Origin of the sequence: Nostoc sp. JL23, assembly GCF_017115065.1 — a bacterium.
GTDB classification, from domain to species: Bacteria; Cyanobacteriota; Cyanobacteriia; order Cyanobacteriales; family Nostocaceae; genus Nostoc; species Nostoc punctiforme_A.
The window spans coordinates 1-3,177 of record NZ_JABXKN010000122.1 but is presented as its reverse complement, the minus strand read 5'-3'; the positions used below and the strand labels follow the sequence as shown (position 1 = coordinate 3,177).

The 3,177-nt window shown below is 43.8% G+C and carries 3 protein-coding genes and 1 pseudogene; 1 reads left to right on the top strand and 3 read right to left on the bottom strand.

From position 1 onward, the window contains the following. Positions 1-36: 36 nt before the first annotated feature. Positions 37-114 (bottom strand): annotated as a pseudogene (locus HWQ42_RS24550) (DUF2887 domain-containing protein); the annotation flags it as partial. 121 nt (positions 115-235) lie between these two features. Continuing rightward, a complete protein-coding gene (locus tag HWQ42_RS24545) occupies positions 236-1,093 on the bottom strand; it encodes a fatty acid desaturase (protein WP_292816874.1) in 858 nt (285 codons plus the stop codon). Between the two features lie 257 nt (positions 1,094-1,350). Between HWQ42_RS24545 and HWQ42_RS24540 the strand changes: the two genes are divergently transcribed. Beyond that, on the top strand, positions 1,351-2,580 hold the full coding sequence (locus tag HWQ42_RS24540; RefSeq protein WP_292816872.1) for a TetR family transcriptional regulator: 1,230 nt from the start codon (positions 1,351-1,353) through the stop codon (positions 2,578-2,580). Positions 2,581-2,716: 136 nt separating this feature from the next. Here HWQ42_RS24540 and HWQ42_RS24535 read toward each other — a convergent pair whose 3' ends face one another. After that, positions 2,717-3,136, bottom strand: a complete 420-nt coding sequence (locus HWQ42_RS24535; RefSeq protein ID WP_292816871.1) for a hypothetical protein — start codon at positions 3,134-3,136, stop codon at positions 2,717-2,719. Positions 3,137-3,177 lie beyond the last annotated feature (41 nt).

The window sequence follows — 3,177 nt, the reverse complement described above, 5'->3', positions numbered from 1 at the left end:
AGAAAACATATTTCTTGTTTTTCTTGGAATAATTTATTCTTTGGAAGTCCCTAATTCAAAAAAGATCCCAGGAAATTCTTGAAAAAGACGATAGAAAATGCTGTCAGTTTTCACACTTGATGTATTACGGTGATTTAATCCGTTAGATTTTACCGTGAAATACTATTGATAAAAATGAGTAAGCCGACTGCAAGAAGCAATCGGCATAACAAATTCATGATAATTTAGTTGCAATTTAGCCGTGAGTTGCACCTTGAGGGGGACTTGAGACAACTTTTTTAGCTAAACCCAAAGTCTGCAAAACTAGGATGCTCCACCAAGTAACATCAATCTCCCACCAAGACAACCCAGATTTCGCCATGTGGGGATAAGTATGATGGTTGTTGTGCCAGCCTTCTCCATAAGTGACAAGAGATACCCACCAAAGATTACGAGCGCCATCATTAGCATCAAAGGTGCGATAGCCCCATAGGTGTGATGCTGAGTTTACAAACCAGGTTGAATGCCAAAGCAAAACACATCTGAGAAACACTCCGTAGAATACAAAAGACCATCCTCCTAGAGCATAAAGCAGCAGCCCGAAGGGTATTTGCAACAGCAAAAAGTAGCGATCTAGCCAACAATAAAAGGGTTGTCTGGCTAAGTCAGGAGCATATTTTTTATAGGTGTCATAATCAAAAAATTCTGGACGTGGATAGAAAATCCACAGTATATGGCTCCACCAAAATCCTCTTTGAGCAGAATAGGGGTCTAAATTGATATCTTCTGTGTGGGCGTGATGTTGGCGGTGTCCACCTACCCAAAAAATTGGCCCCCCTTGCAAAGCCAACGCTCCAATGAGGGCGATCGCATACTCTAACCACTTAGGAACCTGAAAACTTTTATGGCTCAGTAGTCGGTGATATCCCAGGCAAATACCAATACTCCCGAATAACCAGTGGAGAAACACTAGCAACCCTAATGCTGGCCAGGAGAAAAACCAAGGAGCCAGAAGTGCTAAAGCATGAAATGTAGCAAAAAATACTACATTTGTCCAACTGAGTTGAGGTGAGTTGCCTCTCTCAGGGGCGATCGCCCCAAAATTTGCGGTCATAAAAATTCCTGTTGATGGATGATGCAGTGATTTACTTTTTATTGGGCATAATCCCACTAAGGATTTATCCACCCTCTTACTAGTTAGTTACAGTGAGCCAGCGTGGTCTTGGGGGTTTCCCCCATTAGCGACTGGCGTTAGCGCAGCGCTAGCGACGCAGGAGCGTCACCCATAGGGTAGAGTAAAGCAAGTATCACTTACATTTGTTATGCTAGCAGAACTCTGATACCCCCTGCAAGTGCCACTTGCATTTTTTTATGTCATCTCACCTCATTTCCACTCGTCAACGCCTGATTCAAGCTGCACTTGAGTTGTTTTCTGCTCAGGGAGTTAGCGCTACCACAACCCGCCAAATTGCTGAAAAAGCCGAAGTCAACGAAGTGACTCTATTTCGGAATTTTGGCAATAAGCATGGACTGCTTTTGGCTGTGCTGGAAGAGTCCGCAGCCTTCAAGGATTTAGGTGAGTCGCTGGTGCGACGGGCAACACCTCCCGGCAATGTTTACCAAGCTCTTAAAGATTATGCAAGTGACACTTTACATACATTAGAACGAGTGCCAGAGTTCGTTCGGTCTGTGGTAGGTGAAGCCGACCAATTCCCGGCAGAAAATCGTCGCGCACTAGGCAGGGGAGTCACAGAGGCAAACCGTTATGTAGCTCAGTATTTAGCTACTGTAATCCAGCAAGGACACCTAAACACCTACTTACCGGCAGAAAAATTAGCCAGTTTGCTGAATGGGATGATTTTGGGATATGCAGTAATTGAGTTCACCAGCGAATTTCACGAACTTTGGGAAGATCGGGACGACTTTCTGGAAAATTTGGTGGAGTTGTTTTTACATGGAGCCATGTCATCTTCAACAGAATCAGCAATAAACTCCTTACAAGGAGGGTTCACCACCACAGAAGTAACTGATTTACCAGCTAGTTTAGTTCACGAAATTCTGCAACAAGCCAGGAAATTCGGAGTACGAGATTATGCTTTAGCTTACGTATTATTTGGCGCTGGGTTATCCGCTACAGAAATAACTAGCTTGGAGCGATCGCACCAAATCTACGATACTCAAGGGCACTTCCTACAAATCACAATTCCTGGATTTGTCCGTCAAGTACCCGTGAATCAGTGGATTTTGGGCAAACGCTACGGTTCTTTTACTAATAATCCCTTAATCAAATGGCTGAAAAGTCGTAAAGATGCTCAAACAGCCATGTTTCTGAATGAAACAGGTACACCCATCTCTGAATCAGAACTTGAGACACGTTGGCAAGTATGGAGTGAAGGACTATTAACTCCCCAAGGACAAACGCCAGCGATCGCCCAAGCACAACAAACCTGGCGCGTAGAAATGTTGATGCGGGGGATTACCTTGGAAAACCTGAGTATTTTCACAGCTTGCGATCGCGCCCAATTACAACCCTATGTCCGCCGAGCCAAAGAAAAATCCGCCCTAGAGCAAGCTACCCGTTTGGATCATAAACCAGGATAGGGAGTGGGGAGATAAGGAGTATCAGGTGGCGTTCTCCGACGCAGAGCCAGTGACCAAATAATTAGTAATTAGTAATTAGTAATTCGTAATTCGTAATTTGTAATTAAGAATTCATTAGCATGATGCAGTTAAACGATTAAGGTAAAACAACAGAGGTTTCTTTACCATTGTTGTTTGCACCATTCAAGATTGTAGCTGTACTCTCAGATGAGGATTGGGTGTTGCTCGAACGGCGTGATAATTTCTTGCGTGGCTTGCCTCCCGCCTGGATATATTGCAAACTGTCTTTGCCATAATGGGTTGCCACACTCATTAACATCTTTTCAGAGTAGCCGCGCAATTCTTCTTCAATTAGAGAGAGGCGACCTGCCATTTCATTTATGTTAGAGAGTAAAGTGTTATAGGTAGATAGCTGAGTTTGCAAGGTTTGGATGCGGCTGTCGTAGTCTGTCAAACTTAATCCGTTGCCAAATTCTAGCGTCGTGCTAATCGATCGCATTCCTGCAATTCGACGGAGAGCCTTTTCTAGAGTGGGTGAACTGCAGGGCAAACGCATCTAAATATAGTACACATATACTAAAGAGTCTAAGAAAGGTA

Coding starts and splice junctions, on each gene's coding strand:
- HWQ42_RS24545 (WP_292816874.1), bottom strand. CDS start 1,093: ATGACCGCAAATTTTGGGGCGATCGCCCCTGAGAGAGGCAACTCACCT.
- HWQ42_RS24540 (WP_292816872.1), top strand. CDS start 1,351: ATGTCATCTCACCTCATTTCCACTCGTCAACGCCTGATTCAAGCTGCA.
- HWQ42_RS24535 (WP_292816871.1), bottom strand. CDS start 3,136: ATGCGTTTGCCCTGCAGTTCACCCACTCTAGAAAAGGCTCTCCGTCGA.